General features: G+C 73.5%; 22 protein-coding genes and 1 pseudogene. 16 read left to right on the top strand and 7 right to left on the bottom strand.

The features are described from left to right. Positions 1-58: 58 nt before the first annotated feature. Positions 59-340: an Lrp/AsnC ligand binding domain-containing protein gene (locus tag ACH4EB_RS01275; protein WP_031004087.1), complete on the bottom strand. Its 282-nt coding sequence runs from the start codon at positions 338-340 to the stop codon at positions 59-61. Beyond that, positions 337-1,056, bottom strand: coding sequence for a rhomboid family intramembrane serine protease (locus ACH4EB_RS01270; RefSeq protein ID WP_398345716.1), 720 nt, complete (start codon positions 1,054-1,056; stop codon positions 337-339). The genes ACH4EB_RS01275 and ACH4EB_RS01270 overlap by 4 nt, the downstream gene beginning before the upstream one ends. A gap of 319 nt (positions 1,057-1,375) precedes the next feature. Here ACH4EB_RS01270 and ACH4EB_RS01265 point away from each other — a divergent pair, with 319 nt between their 5' ends. The 5 genes and pseudogenes from ACH4EB_RS01265 to ACH4EB_RS01245 all read left to right on the top strand — a co-directional run. Then, positions 1,376-1,615: a hypothetical protein gene (locus ACH4EB_RS01265; RefSeq protein ID WP_031004082.1), complete on the top strand. Its 240-nt coding sequence runs from the start codon at positions 1,376-1,378 to the stop codon at positions 1,613-1,615. A 31-nt stretch (positions 1,616-1,646) separates the two neighbouring features. After that, complete coding sequence (locus tag ACH4EB_RS01260) at positions 1,647-3,023, top strand: NYN domain-containing protein (RefSeq protein ID WP_398345165.1); 1,377 nt, start codon at positions 1,647-1,649, stop codon at positions 3,021-3,023. Between the two features lie 418 nt (positions 3,024-3,441). Next, positions 3,442-4,476 (top strand): NlpC/P60 family protein, encoded by a 1,035-nt coding sequence (locus tag ACH4EB_RS01255; RefSeq protein ID WP_398345164.1) that lies wholly within the window; start codon positions 3,442-3,444, stop codon positions 4,474-4,476. 267 nt (positions 4,477-4,743) lie between these two features. Further along, on the top strand, positions 4,744-5,772 hold the full coding sequence (locus ACH4EB_RS01250; RefSeq protein WP_398345163.1) for an NlpC/P60 family protein: 1,029 nt from the start codon (positions 4,744-4,746) through the stop codon (positions 5,770-5,772). A 40-nt stretch (positions 5,773-5,812) separates the two neighbouring features. After that, a pseudogene (locus ACH4EB_RS01245) lies at positions 5,813-7,096 on the top strand (hypothetical protein); the annotation flags it as partial. On the opposite strand, the gene ACH4EB_RS01240 reads toward ACH4EB_RS01245, so the two are convergent. Then, entirely contained in the window at positions 6,979-8,424 is a 1,446-nt protein-coding gene (locus tag ACH4EB_RS01240; protein ID WP_398345162.1) for a glycosyltransferase 87 family protein, read from the bottom strand. The pseudogene ACH4EB_RS01245 and the gene ACH4EB_RS01240 overlap by 118 nt on opposite strands. 138 nt (positions 8,425-8,562) lie before the next feature. Here ACH4EB_RS01240 and ACH4EB_RS01235 point away from each other — a divergent pair, with 138 nt between their 5' ends. Next, on the top strand, positions 8,563-9,705 hold the full coding sequence (locus tag ACH4EB_RS01235; RefSeq protein ID WP_398345161.1) for a glycosyltransferase family 4 protein: 1,143 nt from the start codon (positions 8,563-8,565) through the stop codon (positions 9,703-9,705). 81 nt (positions 9,706-9,786) lie between these two features. On the opposite strand, the gene ACH4EB_RS01230 is transcribed toward ACH4EB_RS01235, so the two are convergent. Beyond that, positions 9,787-11,583 carry an AMP-dependent synthetase/ligase gene (locus tag ACH4EB_RS01230; protein WP_398345160.1) on the bottom strand — a complete coding sequence of 599 codons (1,797 nt, stop codon included), beginning with the start codon at positions 11,581-11,583 and terminating at the stop codon, positions 9,787-9,789. 321 nt (positions 11,584-11,904) lie between these two features. Here ACH4EB_RS01230 and ACH4EB_RS01225 point away from each other — a divergent pair, with 321 nt between their 5' ends. The 6 genes from ACH4EB_RS01225 to ACH4EB_RS01200 all read left to right on the top strand — a co-directional run bounded on the left by ACH4EB_RS01225 (position 11,905) and on the right by ACH4EB_RS01200 (position 17,058). After that, positions 11,905-12,669: a metallophosphoesterase gene (locus tag ACH4EB_RS01225; RefSeq protein ID WP_398345715.1), complete on the top strand. Its 765-nt coding sequence runs from the start codon at positions 11,905-11,907 to the stop codon at positions 12,667-12,669. Positions 12,670-12,892: 223 nt separating this feature from the next. Continuing rightward, positions 12,893-13,366, top strand: coding sequence for an SRPBCC family protein (locus ACH4EB_RS01220; protein WP_398345159.1), 474 nt, complete (start codon positions 12,893-12,895; stop codon positions 13,364-13,366). Between the two features lie 2 nt (positions 13,367-13,368). Beyond that, positions 13,369-14,577: an ArsA family ATPase gene (locus tag ACH4EB_RS01215; protein ID WP_398345158.1), complete on the top strand. Its 1,209-nt coding sequence runs from the start codon at positions 13,369-13,371 to the stop codon at positions 14,575-14,577. A gap of 107 nt (positions 14,578-14,684) precedes the next feature. Further along, on the top strand, positions 14,685-15,224 hold the full coding sequence (locus ACH4EB_RS01210; RefSeq protein ID WP_398345157.1) for a DUF5304 domain-containing protein: 540 nt from the start codon (positions 14,685-14,687) through the stop codon (positions 15,222-15,224). Between the two features lie 88 nt (positions 15,225-15,312). Continuing rightward, positions 15,313-16,254: an ROK family glucokinase gene (locus ACH4EB_RS01205; RefSeq protein ID WP_398345156.1), complete on the top strand. Its 942-nt coding sequence runs from the start codon at positions 15,313-15,315 to the stop codon at positions 16,252-16,254. A 102-nt stretch (positions 16,255-16,356) separates the two neighbouring features. Then, positions 16,357-17,058, top strand: a complete 702-nt coding sequence (locus ACH4EB_RS01200) for an endonuclease/exonuclease/phosphatase family protein (protein ID WP_398345154.1) — start codon at positions 16,357-16,359, stop codon at positions 17,056-17,058. A gap of 17 nt (positions 17,059-17,075) precedes the next feature. Here the strand turns inward: ACH4EB_RS01200 and ACH4EB_RS01195 are convergent, their stop codons facing one another. From ACH4EB_RS01195 to ACH4EB_RS01185, 3 genes are all read right to left on the bottom strand, one after another. Then, entirely contained in the window at positions 17,076-18,299 is a 1,224-nt protein-coding gene (locus tag ACH4EB_RS01195; RefSeq protein WP_398345153.1) for a hypothetical protein, read from the bottom strand. A gap of 196 nt (positions 18,300-18,495) precedes the next feature. After that, positions 18,496-19,215 (bottom strand): hypothetical protein, encoded by a 720-nt coding sequence (locus tag ACH4EB_RS01190; RefSeq protein WP_398345152.1) that lies wholly within the window; start codon positions 19,213-19,215, stop codon positions 18,496-18,498. After that, positions 19,202-19,999, bottom strand: a complete 798-nt coding sequence (locus ACH4EB_RS01185; protein WP_398345151.1) for an alpha/beta hydrolase — start codon at positions 19,997-19,999, stop codon at positions 19,202-19,204. The genes ACH4EB_RS01190 and ACH4EB_RS01185 overlap by 14 nt, the downstream gene beginning before the upstream one ends. Positions 20,000-20,185: 186 nt before the next feature. Between ACH4EB_RS01185 and ACH4EB_RS01180 the strand changes: the two genes are divergently transcribed. From ACH4EB_RS01180 to ACH4EB_RS01165, 4 genes are all read left to right on the top strand, one after another. After that, entirely contained in the window at positions 20,186-20,953 is a 768-nt protein-coding gene (locus ACH4EB_RS01180; RefSeq protein WP_398345150.1) for a lysophospholipid acyltransferase family protein, read from the top strand. A gap of 112 nt (positions 20,954-21,065) precedes the next feature. Then, on the top strand, positions 21,066-22,298 hold the full coding sequence (gene macS / locus ACH4EB_RS01175; protein WP_398345714.1) for a MacS family sensor histidine kinase: 1,233 nt from the start codon (positions 21,066-21,068) through the stop codon (positions 22,296-22,298). A 23-nt stretch (positions 22,299-22,321) separates the two neighbouring features. Beyond that, positions 22,322-22,966 carry a response regulator gene (locus ACH4EB_RS01170; RefSeq protein WP_398345713.1) on the top strand — a complete coding sequence of 215 codons (645 nt, stop codon included), beginning with the start codon at positions 22,322-22,324 and terminating at the stop codon, positions 22,964-22,966. A 245-nt stretch (positions 22,967-23,211) separates the two neighbouring features. Next, positions 23,212-24,240 carry a 6-phosphofructokinase gene (locus ACH4EB_RS01165; protein WP_398345149.1) on the top strand — a complete coding sequence of 343 codons (1,029 nt, stop codon included), beginning with the start codon at positions 23,212-23,214 and terminating at the stop codon, positions 24,238-24,240. Positions 24,241-24,263: the final 23 nt, after the last annotated feature.

The following is a 24,263-nucleotide window of genomic DNA, read 5'->3' as shown; positions in this document are numbered from 1 at the left end:
GCGGCGCTCCGCTGTCCGGGCGCCGCGGCGCGGGCCTCGTACGCGGGGGCGACCCGGATCAGGCGTCCAGGCCGATCGCGAAGGCCGCTTCCAGGTCGTGCTGGGAGTACGTACGGAACGCGATGTGCGTCTCGGTGGAGGCCACGCCGGGCACCTTGCTGATCCGGCCCGGGATGACGTCCGCCAGGTCGTCGTGCTTGGCCACCCGCACCAGCGCGATCAGGTCGTGCGCACCGGTGACCGAGTAGACCTCGCTGACGCCCTCCAGCGCGGCGATCTTCTCCGCGATCTCCGGGATCTGGTCCACGCTGGTCTTGATGAGCACGATCGAAGTGATCACGGTTGGCTCTCTCCCTCGGCCGTCTGCTGCTTCGCCGTTCCGGCGGACTCCACACTACCGGGGGCCGCGGCGGTCTCCTCGGGCGGAGCGGGGCTCGGCCGGTAGCGCACCCAGGCGTACACGAAGCCCACCGCGAAGCCCAGGACATGGGCGAGGTAGGCCACACCCGGGGTACTGGGGTCGCGCTGCGCGGCGATCCACTGGAGCACGAACCAGAACAGCAGCACGATCCAGGCGGGGAAGCGCAGCGGCAGGAAGAAGAGGAACGGATAGATGCTGGTGACCCGGGCCCTGGGAAAGAGGTACAGGAACGCCCCCAGCACCCCGGAGATCGCCCCGGAGGCGCCGACCAGGGTCTGTCCCGAGGAGGCGTGCGCGGCCGCGTAGCCCATCAGCGCCAGGTAGCCGGTCACGAGGTAGAAGAGGGTGAACGGCAGGCGGCCCATCCGGTTCTCGGTCATGCCTCCGAAGACGTACAGGAAGAGGACGTTGCCCAGCAGGTGCAGCCAGCTCCCGTGCACGAAGAGGGCGGTCAGCGGGGTGAGCAGCGCGCTCGGCGAGCCGCTCCACAGGTCGCGCGGGATGACGCCCCAGTGTTCGAAGTACGCGGTCTGTGCCTGGACGACGGCGTCGCCGGTGCCGTATATGCCGTTGAGGCCGGAGGCGGGCCCGACGACGAAGACCACACAGCACAGCGCGATCAGGACGTTCGTCATGCGGGAGAACACGGTCAGCGCCGAGCGGGCGCGGGGCGTCCGGGGGAACAGGGGCGGGGCCGTCATGAAGTGATCATGCCGTAATACGGGCAATCGGGACAGAGTGCCTCGCCGCGTCCCGCCCCCCGGGCGGGCCCGCACCGTACACGCGTCAGGACGTAGGGTAAGAGCCTGTGCCATAACCCCGGCCGGGGTTATGGCACAGACTCTGACGGGCAGTACCCCGCGTACTTCCGCAGTCCGACGGCGCACCGCGGGAACCCCCCCGAACGACAGCACGGGCCCCGCTCGCCCTAGCGTGACGAAAGAGGACGACACCATGGCTGTTCCCCTGCCGACGGACGGGACCCGGTGGCGCTGCACGCTGTGCGGCAATCTGACGCGCTTCGACGTGACCCGGCGCTCCGAGGTCGTGGAGTACCTCCACCTCGACCTCGCCGGGGAGCCGAAGGTGGAGGAACGCGAGGTGCTCAGTGAGAGCATCGAGTCCGTGCGCTGCCGCTGGTGCAACGCGGTCGACCAGATCGAGCTGGTCGACCGGCCGGGCGCCAGTGCCTGAGTCGAGCGCCTGAGATCGGAGCGATGCAGCAGTGGTGGAGCGTCCAGAAGGGCCTGCGGGGGCGGAGCACGATGCCGAGGCCGGTGCGGCCGAGGCGGACGAGGTGCTCGACCGTCCGCTGCCCGAGGGCGTGCGGCGCCGTGTCGTGGCGCTCACCGCGGAGTCCTTCGGCGGCCTGACGGTCGCCGAACTCCCGCCGCCGCTGCGCCAGTACGCCCGGTTCACCCCCAGCCGCCGGGCCAAGTTCGCGGGCAACGCGATGGCCGCCGCGCTGGAGAACGACGCGGTCTTCCGGCAGCGGATCGCCGGCCGGCTGCGCGAGGCCCAGCCGGAACTGGCCGAGGCGCTGGACAACGGCACCCCGCCCGCCGCCGCCGACCCGCTCGATGTCGCGGCGGCGGCCTATGTGCTGCGTCCCGAGGGCTGGGTCAAGCTGGTCGCGGCGGCCGGCGAGGAGGCGCAGCGCGCCCGCGCGGAACAGGCCGGCGAGGAGGCCGAACGCGAGCTGGCCGCGCTGCGCGAGGAGCTGGCGCAGGTCCGCGCGCAGGCCCGCGCCGAGGCCGAGCGCACCCGCGGCGACCTGGACGCGCTGCGCAAGGAGAACGAGTCGTTGCAGCGCAAGCTGCGCAGCGCGCTCAGCGACGTCAAGCGGGGCGAGGCGGCGGCGCGCAAGGCCGCGGCGGAGGTGGAGTCCGTACGGGCCGCCGCCGCGCAGGAGAAGACCGTGGCCGACAGCGAGGCGCGCCGCCTGAAGGCCCGTGTCGCGGAGGTCGAGGCGCTGCTGGAGGCCAGCCGCCGTGCCACGCGCGAGGGCCGCAGCGTCGAGGACATGCGGCTGCGGCTGCTGCTGGACACCGTCCTGGACGCGGCCCAGGGGCTGCGCCGGGAGCTGGCGCTGCCGCCCGCCGACACCCACCCGGCGGATACCGTCGACGCGGTGGCCCCGGGCAAGATGACGCCCAAGGACATCGCCACGCGCGCGCTGTCGGAGACCGACCCCGCCCTGCTGGACCAACTGCTGGCGCTGCCGCAGGCCCACCTGGTCGTGGACGGCTACAACGTCACCAAGACCGGCTATCCCACGATGCCGTTGGACAAGCAGCGGCTGCGGCTGCTGGGCGGCCTGTCGGTGCTGGCCGCGCAGACCGGCGCGGAGATGACGTGTGTCTTCGACGGCGCGGAGCTGGCCGCGCCGGTGCTGCTCGCGCCGCCGCGCGGGGTCCGTGTCCTGTTCAGCAAACCGGGTGTGACGGCGGATGAGCTGATCCGCCAGCTCGTACGGGCCGAGCCGCCCGGCCGGCCGGTGGTGGTGGTCTCCACGGACCGCGAGGTGGCCGACGGGGTGGCCAAGGCGGGGGCACGGCCGGTCGCATCGGCCTTGCTGCTCAAGCGGCTTGCCCGTATCTGAGTCGTACGTTCCGTCCGTACGACGTGTCCGGAACGGGTGTCCCGACGAGGGCTGCGGGGCAGGTCTCGCCGGTGTGCTCGCGGGGGAGTCCGCGGCCGGTTGTGGCGCTCGGGACGGAGGTAAAGGTGTACCCATCAACGAGGCACTTCATGCCTGCCGTTCGTGTCTGTGCGTCAAGTGGCCATTACTGCGTGTGTGATGTTGGTAAAGGATGAGGAGCATCCAGCAGTTTTTTCCGGTGAGGATTTGAAGCGATCACAACTCGGTTACTAAGGTCAGGCCTCAACCCTTCATGCAGTTGATCATCCACCCGGGATGAACAGTGAAGGAACCGCCGAGTCCGCGGTGTTCACGCGGAGCCGGGGTCCCGTACCCCCCACGCCCGGTAGGCGGCTGAAGGAAGAAGGAGCTCGCCTCCGTGGCGTCCCACCGTCGACCCAAGCAGCCGAGCCGCACGCGCGTGACCGTCCTCACCGCGACCGCCGCCGCAGCCGTCGCCCTCTCGTCCCAGGCCGCCCACGCCGACCCGAAGCCGAAGAAGGAAGACGTCAAGTCCGAGGTCGACAAGCTCTACGAGCAGGCGGAGCAGGCCACCGAGAAGTTCAACGGGGCCAAGGAGAACCAGGAGAAGCTGCAGAAGGAGGTCGACGCCCTCCAGGACAAGGTCGCCCGCGGCCAGGGCGAGCTGAACCAGCTCCGCAAGGGCCTCGGCGCCGTCGCCTCCGGCCAGTACCGCAGCGGCAGCATCGACCCGTCCGTGCAGCTCTTCCTCTCCGGCGACCCGGACACCTACCTCGACAAGGCCGCCACCCTCGACCAGTTGAGCGGCAAGCAGGCCGAGCAGCTCAAGACCATCGCGGACAAGCAGCGCCGGCTCGCCCAGGAGCGCGCGGAGGCCGCGGGCAAGATCAAGGACCTCTCTGACACCCGCAAGGCACTGGGTGACAAGAAGGACGAGATCAAGGGCAAGCTCGCCAAGGCGCAGGAACTCCTCAACACGCTGACCGCCAAGGAGAAGGAGGCGCTCCAGCGGGAGGAGCAGCAGAAGAGCCGCTCCAGCCGCGGCAACGAGCGGCCCGACCTGGGCAACGACGTGCCGGCCTCGCAGCGCGGCGCCGCCGCCCTGTCCGCCGCCGCCTCCAAGATCGGCTCTCCTTACGTGTGGGGCGCCACCGGCCCGTCCTCCTTCGACTGCTCGGGGCTGACCTCCTGGGCGTACCAGCAGGCGGGCCAGTCGCTGCCGCGCACCTCGCAGGCACAGGCCAACGCCGGTACCCGGATCGGCTCGCAGAGCGCCCTCAAGCCGGGCGACCTGGTGCTCTTCTACGGCGACCTGCACCACATCGGCCTGTACGCGGGCAACGGCCAGGTGCTGCACGCGCCGAAGCCGGGCGCGTCCGTGCGCTACGAGTCGATCAACAACATGCCCTTCCAGTTCGGCGTCCGCGTCTGAACGCGGGCGGGGCCCGGTTCCCGTGCCCGCGTGAACCGCCCGCCACTGCCGCCCGATCGGGCGAATTGCGGTGCCTGCCGCTGACTTCCCGCCCCGCCGGTGACCTGCGCAGTCACCGGCGGGGCGGCTTTTTCCCCACCGGCGGCGGCCGTTGCGGGTCTTTGGCCGCGGGCCACCGGCGCCGTTACTGTCTGCCCTCGCAGCCGCCGGTTCCGCGTCCGCCCGCCCCGGGCGGCAGGGGCTGCACGGAAGGGAGTGCGGCCTCACGTGGCGTCCCACCGCCGTGTCTCACAGTCCGGCCTGGCCGGTGCGACCAGGGCCACCGTCCTGTCCGCCGCCGCGGTCACCGCCGCCGCGGCCCTGTCCGCGGGAGCGGCGAACGCCGTCCCCGGCCCGGCGCCCGCCGAGGTCACCTCGCGCGTCGACGCCCTCTACGAGCAGGCCGAGAAGGCCACCGAGCAGTTCAACGGGGCCAACGAACGGGCGCGGAAGCTGCGGACCGAGGTGGCGGCCCTCCAGGACCGGGTGGCCCGCGGCCAGGAGCACGTCAACCGGCTGCGCGGCCGGCTCGGCGCCGTCGCCTCCGCCCAGTACCGCTCCGGCGGCCTGGACCCGGCCCTCAAGCTCATCCTGTCCGAGGACCCGGCGCACTACCTCGACAAGGCCGCCGTCCTGGACCGCGTCCACGGCGAACAGGCCGGGGAACTGCGGGAACTCCAGGGCGCCCAGCGCGGCCTGGAGCAGGAGCGCCGGGAGGCGACCGGGAAGCTGGCGGCCCTGGAGGCGAGCCGGCGGGACGTCGCGCGCCACAAGAAGGACGTCGAGGGCAAGCTGGCCGCGGCGCGGCGCCTGCTGAATTCACTGACCGACGACGACCGGGCCGCGTACGACCGGGCGAACCGCGGGGTCGGTCGTTCGCTGCCCGACCTGTCCGGGGCGTCGCCCGCCTCCGGCCGGGCCGGGACCGCGGTCCAGGCGGTGCGCGCGGCGATCGGCTCCCCGTACGCCTGGGGAGGGTCCGGGCCCACCGCCTTCGACTGCTCCGGGCTGATGCAGTGGGCCTACGCGCGCGCCGGAGTGTCCATCCCGCGCACCTCGCAAGCCCAGCGCGGCGCGGGGCAGCAGGTTCAGGTCAGTCAGGCCAGGCCCGGGGACCTGGTCATCTACCGGGACGACGCCAGCCATGTCGGTATGTATGTGGGCAACGGACAGGTGGTGCACGCGCCGTACCCGGGTGCCCGGGTGCGCTCGGACCCCGTCGGCATGATGCCGATCTCGTCCGTAACCCGACCCTGACCGCTGTCCGTATCCCGGGACGGTGCTTACGATCAGCCGCGTGGCAGGTCAACAGGCGCAGCGGTGGAAGGTCCGGTGGACCGGGCGGGTCGGGTCGGCGCTCTGCGCGGTCCTGCCGCTCGCGCTGCTGCTGCCGCTGCTCGCGGGCTGTGAGGACCCGGCCGGGGCGGCCGACGCCCCGCCGGGGATCCAGCGGATGCTGGACCGGCGCGCGGCCGCGGTGCGCGACCGGGACGCCGGGGCCTTCCTCGCCTCGGTCGACCCGCGCGCGGCCGGTTTCCGCGGTCGGCAGCGGTCGGTGTTCGCCCACCTCGCCCGGGTTCCGCTGGCCTCCTGGTCGTACGAGCTGGTGAAGACCGACGCGTTCGGCCTGCCGGCGGTGGTCGGGGCGGACGGCCGCCGGGTGGCCGCCGAGGTGCGGCTGCGCTACCGGCTGACCGGCTACGACGCCGTGCCGGTCACCTCCGTCCAGTACCTGACCCTCACCGACCGCGGCGGCCGGTGGCTGATCAGCTCCGACACGGACGGTGCCCGGAGCGGGCGGCGCAGCGCGCGTCAACTGTGGGACCAGGGGCCGGTCCAGGTGGTCGCGGGGCGTCACAGCCTGGTCCTCGGGGTGCGCCGCGGCACCGCGGCGCTGCGCGAACTGGCGGACCGTACGGACGCGGCCGTGCCCGCCGTCGGGACGGTGTGGCCCGGCAAGTGGGCCGGCCGGGTGGTCGTCGAGGCACCGCAGTCCCTGGACCGGATGGCGGAGCTGCTGAACTCCACCGACCCCTCCGGCTACCGGGGCATAGCCGCCGTCACGACCGGCGAGGCGGGCGCGGCACCGGCGGCCCCCGCCGACCGGGTCGTCGTCAACCCGGAGGCGTACGGCGAACTGTCCGCCGCCGGGCGCCAGACGGTGCTGACGCACGAGGCCGCCCATGTCGCGACGCGCACGGCCACCACGTCCGCCACCCCGCTCTGGCTCTCCGAGGGCTTCGCCGACTGGGCCGCCTACCGCGGCGGCGGCCGCCCGGCCGCGGCCACCGCCCCCGAACTCGCCCACGCCGTCGCCAAGGGCAGCCCGCCGTCCCGGCTCCCGGCCGACGGCGACTTCCGCTTCAGCCGCGGCGCGCGGGAGCTGGCCCGGGCCTACGAGAGCGGCTGGCTGGCCTGCCGCATGATCGCCGACAACTGGGGCGAGCGGAAGCTGGGCGCGTTCTACCGGGCGGCGGGCCGGGGCGGCAAGGAGAGCGCCGGACGGGCGATGCGTGACCAACTGGGCCTGAGTCCGGCCGAGTTCACCCGGCGGTGGCAGTCGTACGTGGTGCGGCAGCTCAACTGAGGCGCGGGGCGCGCCGGTGCCGCCGCCCGGGGCGTCGCCACCGAACCGGGTTCCGCCGCGGCTCCCCGCCCGTGCCCGGCGGTCCGCCGCAGCGGGCCGCCCTCCTGCCGCCGCGGCCCGGTGACCGTCGAACGCCACAGCCGGCGGCAGGCGGCCAGCGAGGCGGCCACGAGCAGGGCGTTGCGTACGGTCAGCAGGACCACACCGCGCCCCTCACTGGCCACGACGTCCGCGAACCAGACGGGGAACTCCAGGAGCGTCGCGCCGGTCGCCAGCAGCACCAGGACGGCGGGCAGCCCCATCCGGCTCGCCCGCAGCGTCATGCACACGGCCGCCGCGCCGACCAGCCAGATCATGTACTGCGGGCTGATGACCCGGCTGGTGGTGACGGAGAGCAGCACGGCGGTGAAGGCGGCGTCGGCGAGCGTGCCGGACGTGAACCTCCGCGCCCGCAGCCGCCACAGCAGCAGCCAGCCGAAGGCCGCCACGGTCAGCACCAGCGCCAGGGAACTGACCAGCGACACGTACGGGCCGACGAACTCCACGGAGCCGTAGCTCAGCAGCACCTCGCCGTCCCAGCCGAACTGCCGGGCGAGGTGGAAGACGAGCGCGCCGAGCGACTCCACCTCCGTGCCCCGGTCGCGCTGGAAGGTGAGGAAGGCCAGCCCGCCGGGGGCCCACACGGCGAAGAGCAGCGTGAGCGCCAGTGCGCCGAGCGCCGCGGTGCCCCACATCTCCCGCCCGCGGCGCCCTCGCAGAGGCGCGCCGGTCAGCAGCAGCACCGGCCAGACCTTCAGGAGCGCTCCGAAGGCGATCAGGGCGCCGGAGACGCGCGGGTGCCGGGCGGCGGCGAAGAGCGCGGCGACGGCCACGGCGGTGACCATCAGGTCGTACCGGGCGTACGCGGTCGGGCCGAGCAGGGCGACGCCCGCCGTCCAGACCCAGGCGCCGGTGAGCCGTTTGCCCGGCCGCCGGCCCGCGTACAGGAGCAGCGCGAAGGTGACCGCGTCGGCGGCGCAGGCCAGGAGGAAGAACGCCGAGGCGTAGTCCAGGAAGGGCAGCAGCCCGGGGGACAGGACGGGGAGCGCGGCGGCCGGCGGGTACTGCCAGGTCACGTCGGACTCCGGGAAGGCACCGGACCGCAGCACCTCGGACCAGCCGTGGTAGATCCCCGAGATGTCACTGGTCACGTCCGGTCCGGGCAGCACCAGCACCTTGAACACGCACAGCAGGAGCACCGCCCGGGTCGCGGCCCACACCGCCACCGGCGGTGCCAGGGTGCGCACCGCGTCCCTCGGCCGCCGACTGCCGGCCCCGCTCATCACCATCTCGTCCCGTCGTCTCCGGCCGCCCGCGCCCGTACCGGCGGACGGCGCCGTGTCACGACCGTAGACGAGTCACGCACGTGCCGGGGCGGCCCCCGCCGTACGTGTCCGGTGAGGCGGTACTGTGCCAGGGCAATGGACAAGACGCTGATCGTCACGAACGACTTCCCGCCCCGCCCCGGCGGCATCCAGGCCTTCCTGCACAGCATGGCCCTGCGCCTGGACCCGGACCGGGTCGTGGTCTACGCCTCCACCTGGAAGCGGAGCGAGGAGGGCGTCGCGGCCACCGCCCGCTTCGACGCCGAGCAGCCCTTCCCGGTCGTCCGCGACCGTACGACGATGCTGCTGCCGACGCCCAGGGTGACCCGGACGGCCACCGGCCTGCTGCGCCGGCACGGCTGCTCCTCGGTGTGGTTCGGGGCCGCGGCGCCGCTCGGCCTGATGGCGCCGGCGCTGCGCCGGGCGGGCGCCCGCCGGATCGTGGCCACCACGCACGGGCACGAGGCGGGCTGGGCGCAGCTCCCCGCCTCCCGTCAACTGCTGCGGCGGATCGGCGAGGGCACCGACACGATCACCTATCTCGGCGAGTACACCCGCTCGCGGATCGCCGCCGCGCTGACACCGGCCGCCGCCGGGCGCATGACGCAACTGCCGCCCGGCGTGGACGAGAAGACCTTCCACCCCGGCTCGGGCGGCGACGCGGTACGGGCCCGCCTCGGGCTCGCCGAGCGGCCGGTCGTCGTGTGCGTCTCCCGGCTGGTGCCGCGCAAGGGCCAGGACACCCTGATCGAGGCGATGCCGCGCATCCTGGCCGACGTGCCGGACGCGGTGCTGCTGATCGTCGGCGGCGGTCCGTACGAGAAGCGGCTGCACGCGCTCGCCGGGGAGAAGGGCGTCGCGGACGCGGTGCGCTTCACCGGCGCCGTCCCGTGGGAGGAACTGCCCGCCCACTACGGCGCGGGCGACGTCTTCGCGATGCCCTGCCGCACCCGGCGCGGTGGGCTGGACGTCGAGGGCCTGGGCATCGTCTACCTGGAGGCGTCCGCCACCGGGCTCCCGGTCGTGGCGGGCGACTCCGGCGGCGCGCCGGACGCCGTGCTGGACGGCGAGACGGGGTACGTCGTCCCGGGCGGCTCCCCGACGGTCACCGCCGAACGCGTCGTCGCGCTCCTCACGGACCCCGCCGCCCGCCGCCGCATGGGCGAGCGCGGCCGCGCCTGGGTGGAGGAGAAGTGGCGCTGGGACCTGCTGGCCGAACGGCTTGAGGCACTGCTGTAGCCGTACGCGCGGACGCCGGGCGGGCCGGAGCGCGCGGCCCGCCCGGCGTCCGGGACGGTGGTAGTGGTGCCGGTCCGCGCGTCACGCGCGGTAGATCGCCTCGATCTCCTCGGCGAAGTCCTTCGCCACCACGTTGCGCTTGAGCTTCAGTGACGGCGTCACGTGTCCGGACTCCTCGGTGAACTGCGTCGGCAGGATGCGGAACTTGCGTACCGACTCGGCCTTGGAGACGGCCGCGTTGCCGTCGTCCACCGCCCGCTGGACCGTGGCCAGCAGCTCCGGGTCCGCGCTCAGCTCGGTGACGCTCTGCCCGGGCGGGCGGCCGTGCTCCGCCGCCCAGCGCGGCAGGAACTCCTCGTCGAGGGTGACCAGCGCGCCGACGAAGGGCCGGCCGTCGCCGACGACCATGCACTCGGCGATCAGCGCGTGCGCGCGGATGCGGTCCTCGATGACGGCCGGGGCGACGTTCTTGCCGCCCGCCGTCACCAGGATCTCCTTCTTGCGGCCGGTGATCGCGAGGTAGCCGTCCTCGTCGAGGGTGCCGATGTCACCGGTGTGGAACCAGCCGTCGGAGAGCGCTTCCTTGGTCGCCGACTCGTTGTTCCAGTACTCGGTGAACAGGTGCTCGCCGTGCAGCAGCACCTCGCCGTCGTCGGCGATGCGGATCACCGAGCCGGGCAGCGGCTGGCCGACCGTACCGATCTTCTGCCGGTCCCACGGGTTGAAGGCGGTGGCCGCGCAGGACTCCGTCAGGCCGTAGCCCTCCAGGGCCGTGAAACCGATGCCCCGGAAGAAGTGGCCCAGGCGCTCGCCCAGCGGCGCGCCGCCGGAGATCGCGTGGGTGGCGCGGCCGCCGAGCACGGCGCGCAGCTTGCCGTAGACCAGCTTGTCGAAGAGCTTGTGCTTGATCCGCAGGCCGAGGGTGGGCCCGGCCCCGGTGTCCAGCGCGCGGCTGTAGGCGATGGCCGTTCCGGCGGCCCGGTCGAAGATCTTGCCCTTGCCCTCGGCCTGCGCCGTGGCCCGTGCCGCGTTGTAGACCTTCTCGAAGACCCGCGGGACGCCGAGGATCAGCGTGGGGCGGAAGGCGGCGAGGTCGTCGGTGAGGTTCTTGATGTCGGGGGCGTGGCCGAGCTTGATGGGTGCCATGACCGAGGCCACCTGGACCAGCCGGCCGAAGACGTGTGCCACCGGCAGGAAGAGCAGGACCGAGGAGTGGCCGGTGCGGAAGAGGGGCTTGAGGCGTTCGACGACGTTGCCGCACTCGGCGAAGAAGCTGCGGTGGGTGAGCACACAGCCCTTGGGCCGGCCGGTGGTGCCGGAGGTGTAGACGATGGTGGCGGGGGAGTCGGCGTCGGCGAGCGCGCTGCGCTCGTCCACCTCCTCGTCGGTGACGCCGGCGCCGGCCGCGCGCAGCCGGGCGATCGCGTCCCGCTCGATCTGCCAGATGTTCTCCAGCGCGGGCAGCCGGTCGCGTACGGACTCGACGGCGGCCTCCTGCGCGGGGGACTCCACCAGGCAGGCCACCGCGCCGGAGTCGCCGAGGATCCACTGCACCTGTTCGGCGGAGCTCGTCTCGTAGACGGGGACGGTGACCGCGCCCGCGCTCCAGATCGCGAAGTCCAGCAGCGTCCACTCGTAGCGGGTGCGCGACATCAGGCCGATCCGGTCGCCGGGCCGGATGCCGGCGGCCATCAGGCCCTTGGCGGCGGCCCGTACCTCGGCGAGGAAGACGGTGGCCGTCACGTCCTGCCACCGGCCGTCGACCTTGCGGCCCATGACGGCGACATCGGGGTGCTGCGCGGCATTGCGGCGGATCAGATCCGTCAGGTTGCCGTCCGCGGGGACCTCGTACAGGGCCGGAAGGCTGAACTCGCGCAAGACTGCTGCTCCTCATCGGCGCCGGCGTCACGACGCTGTGTGCTGGCCGGCTGCGGTCCATGATCAGGCAGGGGGGTGGTGGACTGCCCGGACGTTACCCACCGGTATTGCTTTTGGGATAGGGGGTTACGCCCAGATGTTCGATGCGTCACACGCTGCGTGACACGCGTCCGGACACGCCTTGGGACTGCTTCGCGCAGACTAGACCAGGCTTTCGGTGACCGGGAAGTAACCGCAGGTCGGACCCCTCTCCCGGCGGCACGTCCAACCCCCTCCCGGCCGTACGCCTTTCGATCTAGGGTGACCGTCATGCGAGTGCATGTGGTCAGCGACGTACACGGCAACGGGCGGGACCTCGCCACGGCGGGCGACGGGGCCGACGCCCTGGTCTGTCTGGGCGACCTGGTGCTCTTCCTCGACTACGCCGACCACTCGCGCGGCATCTTCCCCGACCTCTTCGGCGTCGAGAACGCCCACCGGCTGGTCGAGCTGCGCACCGCCCGCCGCTTCGAGGAGGCCCGCGCGCTGGGCCGGCGGCTCTGGGGCGCCGTCGAACGCGAGGGCGGCGGCCGGACGGCCGTCATCGAGGCAGCCGTCCGCCGGCAGTACGCCGAACTGTTCGCCGCTCTCCCCGAGCGGACGTACGCCACGTACGGCAACGTGGACCTCCCTCACCTGTGGCCCGAGTACGCCCGGCCCGGCACCACCGTCCTGGACGGTGAGCGGGTGGAGATCGGCGGCCGCGTCTTCGGCTTCGTCGGCGGCGGACTGACGACGCCGATGCGCACCCCGTACGAGATCAGCGACGAGGAGTACGCCGCCAAGGTCGAGGCCGTCGGCGAGGTGGACGTGCTGTGCACCCACATCCCGCCGGACGTCCCGGAGCTGTGCTACGACGTCGTCGCCCGCCGCTTCGAACGCGGCAGCGCGGCCCTGCTGGACGCGATCCGCCGGACCCGCCCCCGCTACGCGCTCTTCGGACACGTGCATCAGCCGCTGGCCCCGCGGGTACGCGTCGGTGCCACCGAGTGCGTCAACGTGGGGCACTTCAACGCGACGGGAACGCCGTACGTCCTGGAGTGGTGACGGCCTTCCGAAGGATCGCCCGGGGACCTTTCCGGGACCCTTTCCCGGATCTTTCCCGGGAGCCTCCTGAGGGCCGTCTCCGAAGGACCTTCGGGGGCCGCCGCCGGGGCCGACCGGATCGGCCGGGGAGCCTGTCCGGGCCCCTTTCGCCGCGCGGTAGCCTTCAGCAGCAGGGATACGCGTCTGGCGGACCGGCACGAATCGGCATGGAGGAGTCACGGCGATGGCCGAACACACCAGCTCTAGCATCACGATCGAGGCGGCACCCGCCGAGGTGATGGGAGTGATCGCCGACTTCGACCGCTACCCGGACTGGACCGGCGAGGTCAAGGAGGCCGAGATCCTCAGCAAGGACGACCAGGGCCGTGCCGAGCAGGTCCGCCTGCTGCTGGACGCCGGCGCGATCAAGGACGACCACACCCTCGCCTACACCTGGATCAGCGACCACGAGGTGAAGTGGTCGCTGGTGAAGTCCCAGATGCTGCGCACGCTCGACGGCTCCTACCGGCTGGTCCCGCTGGCCGACGGCGCGCACACCGAAGTGACGTATCAGCTCACCGTGGACGTCAAGATCCCGATGCTCGGCATGATCAAGCGGAAGGCCGAGAAGGTCATCATCGACCGCGCGCTGGACGGGCTGAAGAAGCGCGTCGAGAGCGGCCCCGCGGCCCCCGCCGGCGAGGCCAAGAGCCTCTGACCGTGCGTACCGTCCTCGTCACCGGCCCCGGCGGCGCCGGCCGCACCACCCTCGCCGCCGCCACCGCACTGGCCGGTGCCCGCCGCGGTGAGCGCGTCCTGCTGCTCACCGCCTGCGGCGGCGCGGCGGAACGCGTCCTGGGCACCCGCCTCGGCCGCCCCGGCGACGGCCCGGTGCCCGTCGCCCCCGGCCTGCACGCCCGGTGCGTCGACGCCGGCGACCACTTCCGCCGCGAGACCCTCGCCTTCCAGGAGCGCGCGGCAGCCGCCCTCGACCTCCTCGGCGCCGCCCCCTTGGACGAGGACGAACTGACCGAACTGCCGGGCGCGGAAGCGTTCGCGCTGCTCCACGAGCTGCGCGCGGCCCATGAGGCGGCCGGTGGGCCCGACGGCCCGCGGACGGTCGTCGTCGACATGCCGCCCGCCGCCGACGCCGTCGCCCTGCTCGCCCTGCCCGGCCAGGCACGCCGCTACCTGCGCCGCCTGCTGCCGCCCGAGCGACAGGCCGCCCGCGCGCTGCGGCCGGTGCTGGCGCAGTTGGCGGGCGTCCAGATGCCCACGCAGAAGCTGTACGAGGCCGCGGAGCGCTGGGAGCACGAACTCGCCGCCGTGCAGCGGATCATCGACCACCCCGGCACGACCGTACGGATCGTCACCGAAGCGGGCCCGGCCGCCGTCGCGGACCTGCGCGAGGTGCGCTCGGGCCTCGCCCTGTACGGCCACCGCACCGACGCCGTCGTCGTGAACCGGCTGCTGCCCACCGGGTCGGCCGACCCGTTCCTGGCCGCCCTCTCCGGACAGCAGCAGAGCGCGCTCAAGGCGCTGCGCGCGGAGTTCCCCGAAGCGCCGGTCGTCGAGGTGCCCCACCTGGGACGCGACCCCGAGGGCCTCGAAGAGCTGGACGCGCTGGTCCGCGGGGCCACGGGGAAACCGGCCGTACCCGGCGACACCGCGGACCCCTGGACCGTCGAGGACCGGCTCGCCTCGGACGGCATCCTCGTGTGGCGGGTGCCGCTGCCGGGCGCCGAACGCGACGGCCTCGGACTGCTGCGGCGCGGTGACGAGGTCATCGTCACCGTCGGCCGCTTTCGGCGGATACGCACCCTGCCCTCCGCGCTGCGCCGCTGCTCGGTCTCCGGCGCAGGGCTGCGCGACGGCGCGCTGCACATCCGCTTCACTCCCGACCCGGACCTCTGGCCCCGCGGTCGCTGAACGGCCCGCCGCCGTTCGGGTAACGTCGGGAGAAGCAGCACCGCCGCGAACCCGCCGCGCACGCGACGGGTCCAGATCCGCCTCGCCGCCGCAGGAGTGAGTCCGCCATGAGCGATGCCACCGAGCGCCCCGCCGACCGTACGGACCAGTTCGACGCCGATGCCTGGGAAACGGCCTGTGCCGAGGACCTCGCGGCCGAGAAGGCCCGGCGTCGCGCGCAGTACGGCCCGCCGCCGGGCAGCGCCGCCGAGGAGCTGCGCCGCCTCGCGGAGGCCTTCACCGACAAGCTCGCCGGCCTCCAGTTGCCGGGCGCGCTCGCCGGAATGGCCGCGCAGGGCGCCGTACAGCAGCTCTTCCGGCAGGCCAAGGCCGCCGTCGAGCCGGTCGTCGAGCGCAACCCGGAGGTCTTCGACCACCTCGCCGCCGCCGGGTCCGAGCTGTTGGCCGCCTACCGCTCGGCCGTCGAGAGCGGCGAGCGCCGCTGGACCCGCGAGGCGGCGGGCGAGGCCGCGCCGGCCGACGCGCGGGAGGCCACCGGACCGGACACCGGCGACGGCCCGGGTGACGCCCGCGACCAGCGCGGTGACCAGGGCTCCCGCCGCGACGACGACGGGCCGACGGGCACCGAGCGGATCGACCTCGACTGACCCGCGTCCCCCGCCGGAGGGCACGGGCGCCGCCCCGCACTCCGGTACGGTTGTACGCGGCGGGGTACGACCAATAACTGAGGGACACATGGGACTCACCATCGGCGTCGACATCGGCGGCACGAAGATCGCGGCCGGCGTGGTCGACGAAGAGGGCACGATCCTCGAAACGTGCAAGGTGCCGACCCCGCAGGCCACCGACGAGCTGACGGAGGCCATCGCCGACGCGGTCCGCACCGTCGGCGCCGACCACCAGGTCGAGGCCGTCGGCATCGGCGCCGCCGGCTACGTGGACGAGAAGCGGGCCACCGTCCTGTTCGCGCCCAACATCGACTGGCGCCACGAGCCGCTGAAGGACAAGGTCGAGCAGCGCGTCGGCCTGCCCGTCGTCGTCGAGAACGACGCCAACGCGGCCGCCTGGGGCGAGTACCGCTTCGGCGCCGGCCAGGGCCACAGCGACGTCATCTGCATCACCCTGGGCACCGGCCTGGGCGGCGGCATCATCATCGGCAACAAGCTGCGCCGCGGCCGGTTCGGCGTCGCCGCCGAGTTCGGCCACATCCGCGTCGTACCGGACGGCCTGCTGTGCGGCTGCGGCAGCCAGGGCTGCTGGGAGCAGTACGCCTCCGGCCGCGCCCTGCTGCGCTACGCCCGCCAGCGCGCCTTCGCCACCCCCGAGAACGCCGAGGTCCTGCTGTCGCTGGGCGACGGCACCTCCGCGGGCATCGAGGGCCGGCACATCAGTGAGGCCGCCCGCCAGGGCGACCCGGTCGCCGTCGACTCCTTCCGCGAACTGGCCCGCTGGGCCGGCGCGGGCCTGGCCGACCTGGCCTCGCTCTTCGACCCGTCCGCCTTCATCGTCGGCGGCGGCGTCTCGGACGAGGGCGAACTGGTCCTCGACCCGATCCGCAAGTCCTTCCGCCGCTGGCTGGTGGGCAACCAGTGGCGGCCGCACGCCCAGGTGCTCGCCGCCCAGCTCGGCGGCAAGGCCGGACTGGTCGGCGCCGCCGACCTGGCGCGCCAGGGCTGACCCGCGGTGCCGGCCGAGCTGCCCGCGGCCCGGACCGGGCCGGGCTCCGCTTCCCAGGACCTCGCATCGCACGGAGACGGAGCGGAGCGGAGCGGCTCGGCCGTGCTCCGCGTGCTCAGCTACAACGTCCGGTCCCTGCGCGACGACCGCGCGGCGCTGGCCCGGGTGATCCGGGCCTGCGCCCCGGACGTCGTGTTCGTGCAGGAGGCGCCGCGCTTCTTCCGCTGGCGCAAGAGCGTGGCGAAGCTCTGCCGGGCGACGGACCTGGTGTACGTGACGGGCGGCGCCACCGCCGCCGGCCCGATGATCCTGTCCTCGCTGCGCGCCCACGTGGAACGCACCGAGGACGTCCTGCTGCCCCGCACCCCCGGCCTGCACCAGCGCGGTTTCGCGACCGCGGTGGTACGGGTCGGGGGCGCCAGGATCGGCCTGCTCAGCCATCACCTCAGCCTCCGGGCCGACGAGCGCCTCGCCCAGGCGGGCCTGCTGCTGGAGCGGCTGCGCGCGCTGGACACCCCGTACGCCGTCGCGGCCGGCGACCTGAACGACCGGCCGGACGGGCGTGCCTTCCGGCTGCTGGCGGGCTCGCTCACCGACGCCTGGGCGGCGGCGCCGTGGGGCGGGGAGTTCACCTCCACGCCCCACGACCCGCACCAGCGCATCGACGCCGTCTTCACGACCGACGGCGTCGAGGTGCTGGCCTGCGGCGTACCGTACGACCTGCCGGGCGTTCGCCGCGGCGACCTGCTCGCCGCCACGGACCACCTGCCGGTGCTGGCCGTCCTGCGGGTGCCGGCCGCGTAACCGGCACCCGGCGCGGCTCAGGACAGCTTCATCCGCGGTTCACCGCGCTCGTTGAGGCCGGGGCCGCCGCCGGTGCAGGTGAGCCGGCTCTTGGGGGCCTTGTCGCTGTTCACCGCGGTGTACGCCTGCCGCAGGCAGTTCCGCAGCGCCAACTGGCCCCAGTGGTTCGGGTGCAGCGCCTCCTGCGTCTGGAACGGCGGCAGCACCGCGGTGACCGTCCGTACCCAGCTCACCCACTCGGTCTTGTCGGCGGCCCCCGGGTCGGTCCACCGGCTCACCGTGCCGCGCACCGGCTCGACCAGCCCGACGCCGCGCTGGCACAGGCGGTGCCCGTCGAAGCTGTGCGTGAGGTCGAGGAAACGGACGTTGGCCAGCCCGCTCTTGTCGATGCCCCGCTCGACCGCACGGCTGACCGCCGGCAGCACCGTGTCCACCGCCCAGTCGGCGTCCCGGTCGGTGAACGCGCAGCCGCCCAGCGTCTGGCGCGCGCCCAGCGCCGCCGGGTAGCGGAAGTCGCGGCCGTGCGGGATGGGGGCCGGGTAGTTCTGCACGACCACGTCGTACTCGTCGGCCTCGTAGCCCGCCCGCAGCATCGCCCGCCCGACGTTGCGCAGCCCGCCCGCGATGTCGTCCGCCCGCTGCTCCACCGCCCGGTCGGAGAACCTGGCCCGGTTGGCCGCGTCCTGGCTGCACGACTTCGGCAGCGGGCTCAGGTATGCCAGGACGCAGGACGTGACCACGTCGCCGAAGCGGAAGTCGTTGCCGCCGACCGAGACGGCGACCATGTCCACGTGGTGGTCGCGGGCGTACTCCTCCAGTTGTCCGGCCTGGCCGGGCACGCCCGCCGCGTAGGAGAAGTCCAGGCCCGGCTTGGCGACGCCCTTCGGGGCGAGGAAGGAGTCGGTACGGGCACCGGAGCAGGCCAGGTTCTCGCTCGCGGTGCCGGGCAGTCCGAGGTGGATCTCGGCGGAGCGCGAGCGGTGGCACTTCGCGATCCGCTCGGCGGTGCGGTCCGCGTTGTCGAAGTACGCGGTCGGGCCCAGCGCGTCGATGCGGGGGTAGTTGGCCGGGTTGGCGTCGGTGTTGCCGGCCCAGCGCCCGGCCTCGCCGGAGATGTAGGAGTCACCCAGGGAGACCACCGCGCCCCCCGGCCCCGGGACCTGCCGCGGCGGGCCGGCGGCGGCGGGCGTGGTGGCCAGCAGGCCCGTCACCGCGGCGGCCGCCGCGGCGGCCGTGGCCACCCGGGCCCGACGACGTGGACGTGGGCATGATGACGAGAGCGGATGGCGCACGGGGTCCTCCCGGGAACACGGCCGGATACTCGGCGTGATCCTCCCCGTTCGGAGCGTCAACATCGCTCAGGACACCCGGCGCGCGAGGGTGAACCCCTGCCCGGGCGGGGGACGGGGGTCCGGCCGCCCGCGGCGGCCGGTGCGGTCATACGACCGCGCCACCGCCGGGCAGGTCCTCGTCGTCCTCGTCGTCGTGCTTCATCCGGGCCACGAGCGTGGCGAAGCCGCCCAGGAAACCGCCGATGCCCAGCAGCGTGATCCACCAGGTGACGGGCTGCTGCAACAGCACCATCAGCACCAGCAGCAGCGGCCCGCCGAGCACCGCGATCCAGGCGAACGTGGCCGTCGCGTCGCCCTTCGGCAGCGGAGGCGGCTCGGGCGGCACGAAGTGCCCCTCGTCCGTCCCGTCGGCGTCGCCGTCGGACGCCTCGGACGCCGACCAGTCGCGCGGGCCGACCCCGGGCGCGAAGACCACGAAGCTGCCGACGGAGTTGCCGCCCGGCCGGTCCGGCGCGCCGGGAGAGGACTCGCCGCGCGGGCGCTCCTCGACCGTCGGACCGCCGTCGTCCGGGTCCGTGCGGTCGGGGCGGTCCGGACGCCCCGGGCCGGTCTTCTCCGGGGGCTTGCCGTCGGCCCGCCGCCCGCCGTCGGCACCGTCCTTGCCCGACTCGGCCGGATCGGCGCGGTCCGGCCCGGGGCCCGTACCGTCGCCGCCGGACGGCCCGCCGGCCGCCTTCGGGCCCGTACCGGACGGCCCCTCCTCGTCCGGGAAGGCGGGCGCCGTGCCGTACCCGGCCACGATCTCGGCCCAGGCGGCTTCCTCGTCCAGCGGATCGCGGGGATCGCGGGGGCTACGCTCCTCCACCGGAAGCCGTCTCCTCACTCTTCACGCCCGCGCGCACGCTCGGCGCCAGACGGGCGATGAAGTCGTAGGTGTCCTGGCAGATCCGCTCGGCGTCGTGGTCGAGCGTGGCGACGTGGAAGCTGCGCTCCAGCAGCGTCTGCCGTACGTCCTTCGAGGACACCCGGCTCAGGATGCGCTCGGAGTCGGCGGGCGGCACGACATGGTCCTGCGGGCTGGTCATCACCAGCAAGGGCTGGGTGACCCGGGGCAGTTCGGCGTCGACGAGCTGGAAGAAGCGGCGCAGTGAGTGCGCGGCGTGCAGCGGCACCCGGTGGTAGCCGATCTCCTCGGACCCGGGCTTGGCGATGTCGTTGACCAGGCCCTTGGTCGTACGGACCAGATGCCGCAGCACCGGCAGCAGCGGGGCGGCGGCGTCGTGCACCTTGTTGCCCGGGTTGACCAGCACCAGACCGCTGACGGCCGGACCGTGCCGCTCGGCCAGCCGCAGCGCCAGCGCGCCGCCCATCGACAGGCCGCACACGAAGACCCGCTCGCACCGCTCGGACAGCGACCGCAGCTCGCGGTCGACCTCGGCGTACCAGTCCTGCCAGGTGGTGAGCTGCATGTCCTGCCAGCGGGTGCCGTGGCCGGGCAGCAGCGGGAGGGAGACCGTCAGGCCGCGGTCGGCCAGGTACTCGGCCCAGGGGCGTACGGACTGGGGGGAGCCGGTGAAACCGTGGCAGACGAGGACGCCGGTCCGGCCGCCGTCGCGGCGGAACGGCTCGGCTCCGGGAAGCAGCGGCACCGGGGACTCCGATCGGTGAGGGGCCGGGCGGCAACGGGTTGCGCGGGTCACCGGAAGCCTACGCGGAGCGGCGCCGGGCGGGTAGGTCCGGCGGCCCCCTCGGAGCCCGCCGAGAAGAGGGGGCCGCCGGGGCAGGTTAAGGTCTTTGCGTCACACACAGGAGGCAGTGGGTTGATCTACGGCGCAATGAAGTTTTCCATCGGCGGATCGCTGAAGCTGGCTTTCCGTCCCTGGGTGGAGGGCCTGGAGAACATCCCCGCAACGGGACCCGCGATCCTGGCGAGCAACCATCTGTCCTTCTCGGACTCCTTCTTCCTGCCCGCGGTGCTCGACCGCAAGGTCACCTTCATCGCCAAGGCCGAGTACTTCACCTCCCCGGGCGTCAAGGGCAAACTGACCGCCGCGTTCTTCAAGGGGGTCGGCCAGCTTCCCGTGGACCGCTCGGGCGGGCGCGGCGCGGGCGAGGCGGCGATCAAGAGCGGCATCGAGGTGCTGGAGCGCGGTGAGCTGTTCGGCATCTACCCGGAGGGCACCCGTTCGCCGGACGGCCGGCTCTACCGCGGCAAGCCCGGCGGCCTGGCCCGGGTGGCGCTGGCCACCGGCGCCCCGGTCATCCCCGTCGCGATGATCGACACGGAGAAGGTGCAGCCGCCGGGCAAGGTGATGCCGAAGATGATCCGGCCCGGCATCCGCATCGGCAAGCCGCTGGACTTCAGCCGGTACCACGGCATGGAGGGCGACCGCTTCATCCTGCGCTCGGTGACCGACGAGGTCATGTACGAGATCATGAAGCTGTCGGGCCAGGAGTACGTGGACATCTACGCGACCGCCGCCAAGCGGCAGATCGCGGAGGCGGCCAAGAAGAAGGCCGAGGCGGAGAAGGCGGCCAAGGCCGGCAAGGGACAGGCCGCACCGGCCGCGGACCAGCAGGGCAGGACCGGCACCGGGGCGTAGTCGCGCCCCGGCACAGGGTGGGGGCGAAATGGCAGAGGCAGAGATACGGCCCGCGGCCGGCACGGTGGCGGGCAAGGGCAAGGGCAGGGGACGGCCGCAGCGCGCGGTCCGGATGTCCGTGGAGCTCCCGCTGTGGCGGGCGCTGACCGGATACCGCGTCCTGACCCTGGCCTACGTCCTGGTCCTGTTCGTGGTCTCCTACCGCGAGTACGCCCACCCCCTCGTCGCCGCCGCCTACATGACGGCGCTGACCGTGTGGATGGCCTTCACCTGGCGCCGTACGACCTCGGCGGAGCGCTGCACCCGGGCCTTCCTCATCGGCGACCTGTCCTTCGCGCTCGGCGGCATCCTGCTCACCCTGGTGGCGGACAGCCACGCCCGGATCATGGGCGGCGGGCCGACGCTGCCCTCCATCTGGACGGCGGGCGCGGTGCTCGGCTTCGCCATCAAGGGCGGCTGGCGCTGGGCCGCGGTGGCCTCCGCGCTGGTCGCCGTCGTCAACCTGGTCGAGCGCCAGGAGTTCGCCCGCGACACCATCCACAACGTGGTGCTCGTGTGGGTGGCCAGCGTCGCCATCGGCTACGTGGTCGAGGTGGCCCGCGCCAGTGAGCGCACCCTCGCCCGCGCCCTCCAGATCGAGGCCGCCACCCGTGAGCGGGAGCGGCTGGCCCGGGACATCCACGACAGCGTCCTCCAGGTCCTGGCCATGGTGCAGCGGCGCGGTGCCGCGATCGGCGGCGAGGCGGCCGAGCTGGGCCGGATGGCGGGCGAGCAGGAGGTCGCGCTGCGCACGCTGGTCTCCAGCGGGCTGGTGCCGCCGCGCACGGCCGGCTCCGGTACCGGGGACGCCGCGGTCCGCACCCCGGAGGAGGCGTCGGCCACGCCGGTGCCGTGTGCCGCGGACGGCCCCGACGCCGGGCCCTGCGACATACGGGCCCTGCTGGCGCCGCACGCCGGCGCCCGCGTCACGTTCTCCGAGCCGGGCGCGCCCGTCGTGCTCCCGGCGGCCGCCGCCGCGGAGCTGGCGGCCGCTGTCAGCGCCGCCCTGGACAATGTCAGGGTGCACGCGGGTGCCGGGGCGCAGGCGTGGATCCTGGTGGAGGACGAGCCGGACGAGGTGGTCGTGACGGTCCGGGACGACGGCCCCGGCATTCCCGAAGGCCGCCTCGCGGACGCCGAGCGCGAGGGCCGGCTGGGGGTGGCCCTGTCGATCCGCGGCCGGCTGCGGGACCTGGGCGGCAGCGCCGAGTGGATCTCGGTCCCCGGCCAGGGCACGGAAGTGGAGCTGAAAGTCCCCAAGGGCGGTGCGCCCGAGGGCCGGAAACGGGGCAGGAGCACGGCGTGAGCGAGCCGCAGAGCGTGCGGGTGATGGTGGTCGACGACCACCCGATGTGGCGGGACGCGGTCGCCCGCGACCTGGCCGAGGCCGGGTTCGAGGTGGTGGCGACGGCCGGGGACGGGCCACAGGCGGTGCGTCGCGCGCAGGCCGCGGCGCCCGACGTCCTGGTGCTGGACCTCAATCTGCCGGGCCTGCCCGGGGTGACGGTCTGCCGGGAGCTGGTCGGCGCCGATCCCGCGCTGCGGGTGCTGGTGCTCTCCGCCAGCGGCGAGCACGCCGATGTGCTGGAGGCCGTCAAGTCCGGCGCGACGGGCTATCTGCTCAAGTCGGCCAGCACCGAGGAACTGTTGGACGCGGTGCGCCGTACGGCGGCCGGCGACCCGGTGTTCACGCCGGGCCTGGCCGGGCTGGTGCTGGGGGAGTACCGCCGGCTGGCGACCGAGCCCGCCCCGGCCGCCGAGGACGAGCCGGGCGCGCCGCAGCTCACCGAGCGGGAGACCGAGGTGCTGCGCCTGGTCGCCAAGGGGCTGTCGTACAAGCAGATCGCCGAGCGGCTGGTCATCTCGCACCGCACGGTCCAGAACCACGTGCAGAACACCCTGGGCAAGCTCCAGTTGCACAACCGCGTCGAACTGGTCCGGTATGCGATAGAACGCGGCCTCGACGAGGTCTGATTGCCGGGGCCGGACCTCGGTCCCGAGCCGGTCCGTACGTCCCGTGAGGCGTCGGCCGCGTGGGTGCAATGCTCTCGTACGAGTGAACGCATCGCGCCAAGTCCCCGGCGTTTCCGGGGAATTCGCTTTCCTCCCCATCCCTGGGTGACGTGCGTCACCATTAGCGTGACCGGCGTCGGCACAGCACGGCCGCGCGCGGCCACCGGCGGGTGCGCGGCCCCTCACGGGATGAAGGTGAAGAAGCGATGCGGGTCGGAGTACTGACCGGCGGCGGTGACTGCCCCGGTCTCAACGCGGTCATCCGAGGCGTGGTGCGCAAGGGCGTCCAGGAGTACGGCTACGACTTCGTCGGCTTCCGGGACGGCTGGCGCGGCCCCCTGGAGGGCGACACGGTACCGCTCGACATCCCCGCCGTACGCGGCATCCTGCCCCGCGGCGGCACGGTCCTCGGCTCCTCGCGGACCAACCCCCTCAAGCAGCAGGACGGCGTCCGCCGGATCAAGGACACCCTCGCCAAGGAGGAGGTCGAGGCGCTGATCACGATCGGCGGTGAGGACACCCTCGGCGTCGCCGCCCGGCTCTCCGGCGAGTACGGCGTGCCCTGCGTCGGCGTGCCCAAGACGATCGACAACGACCTGTCCGCCACCGACTACACCTTCGGCTTCGACACCGCCGTCGGCGTCGCCACCGAAGCCATCGACCGGCTGCACACCACCGCCGAGTCGCACATGCGCGTCCTGGTCGTCGAGGTCATGGGCCGCCACGCGGGCTGGATCGCGCTCCACTCCGGCCTGGCCGGCGGCGCCAACGTCATCCTCATCCCCGAGCAGCGCTTCGACGTCGACCAGGTCTGCGCCTGGATCGAGTCCCGCTTCAAGGTGCGGTACGCGCCGATCGTGGTGGTCGCCGAAGGGGCCATGCCCAAGGACGGCCAGATGGTCCTCAAGGACGGGTCGACGGACTCGTTCGGGCACGTGCGGCTGTCGGGCGTGGGCGAGTGGCTGGCCAAGGAGATCGAGGACCGTACGGGCAAGGAGGCCCGTACGACGGTGCTCGGCCACACCCAGCGCGGCGGCACGCCCAGCGCCTTCGACCGCTGGCTGGCCACCCGCTTCGGTCTGCACGCGATCGACGCGGTGCGCGACGGCGACTACGGGACGATGGTCGCCCTGCGCGGCACGGACATCGTCCGGGTGCCGCTGGCGGAGGCGACCGCGAAGCTCAAGACCGTCGACCCGAAGCTGTACGCGGAGGCGGGGGTCTTCTTCGGCTGAGCCGGCGGGCGGCGTGCGGCCGG

It is taken from the genome of Streptomyces sp. NPDC018045 (assembly GCF_044327445.1).
Taxonomy (GTDB): Bacteria; Actinomycetota; Actinomycetes; order Streptomycetales; family Streptomycetaceae; genus Streptomyces.
This window is presented reverse-complemented; position numbering and strand designations above follow the sequence as displayed.

Bases quoted from the DNA above. Each gene is read 5' to 3' on its own strand.
- macS (WP_398345714.1), top strand. From the start codon at position 21,066: ATGTCCGTGGAGCTCCCGCTGTGGCGGGCGCTGACCGGATACCGCGTC.
- ACH4EB_RS01240 (WP_398345162.1), bottom strand. From the start codon at position 8,424: ATGAGCGGGGCCGGCAGTCGGCGGCCGAGGGACGCGGTGCGCACCCTG.
- ACH4EB_RS01180 (WP_398345150.1), top strand. From the start codon at position 20,186: ATGAAGTTTTCCATCGGCGGATCGCTGAAGCTGGCTTTCCGTCCCTGG.
- ACH4EB_RS01205 (WP_398345156.1), top strand. From the start codon at position 15,313: ATGGGACTCACCATCGGCGTCGACATCGGCGGCACGAAGATCGCGGCC.
- ACH4EB_RS01165 (WP_398345149.1), top strand. From the start codon at position 23,212: ATGCGGGTCGGAGTACTGACCGGCGGCGGTGACTGCCCCGGTCTCAAC.
- ACH4EB_RS01235 (WP_398345161.1), top strand. From the start codon at position 8,563: ATGGACAAGACGCTGATCGTCACGAACGACTTCCCGCCCCGCCCCGGC.
- ACH4EB_RS01265 (WP_031004082.1), top strand. From the start codon at position 1,376: ATGGCTGTTCCCCTGCCGACGGACGGGACCCGGTGGCGCTGCACGCTG.
- ACH4EB_RS01210 (WP_398345157.1), top strand. From the start codon at position 14,685: ATGAGCGATGCCACCGAGCGCCCCGCCGACCGTACGGACCAGTTCGAC.
- ACH4EB_RS01170 (WP_398345713.1), top strand. From the start codon at position 22,322: ATGGTGGTCGACGACCACCCGATGTGGCGGGACGCGGTCGCCCGCGAC.
- ACH4EB_RS01220 (WP_398345159.1), top strand. From the start codon at position 12,893: ATGGCCGAACACACCAGCTCTAGCATCACGATCGAGGCGGCACCCGCC.
- ACH4EB_RS01270 (WP_398345716.1), bottom strand. From the start codon at position 1,056: ATGACGAACGTCCTGATCGCGCTGTGCTGTGTGGTCTTCGTCGTCGGG.